Consider the following 285-nt stretch of genomic DNA (forward strand, 5'->3'; position numbering starts at 1 on the left):
GACGTGCCGCAGAGTACGCCGGAGCATATTGTCGCGCCGGATCCATTCGGTGGCGGCAATGGGCAGGCGACGTCGTTCTTGCCGATCTATTACGTGGATAAGGCCCTGGCGCAGCTCGGGATCCGCGCGGAGTGGAACGGCAGCAAAGGCGTGCTGAACCTCATCGCGCCGAGTACGGTGAATGTGACGTATCCGAGCAACGTGGAGCCTGTGCCGATCACCAGCGGGACGATGGTGATTGAGGTCAACGGCAAGCCCGTGATCTACGCGCCGCGGATCACCTAT

The 285-nt window shown here is 62.1% G+C and carries 1 pseudogene; it reads left to right on the forward strand.

Annotated elements, in window-relative coordinates:
- A pseudogene (locus tag AC27E8_RS06620) lies at positions 1 to 285 on the forward strand (hypothetical protein); the annotation flags it as partial.

It is taken from the genome of Alicyclobacillus sp. CIJ1, assembly GCF_057538885.1.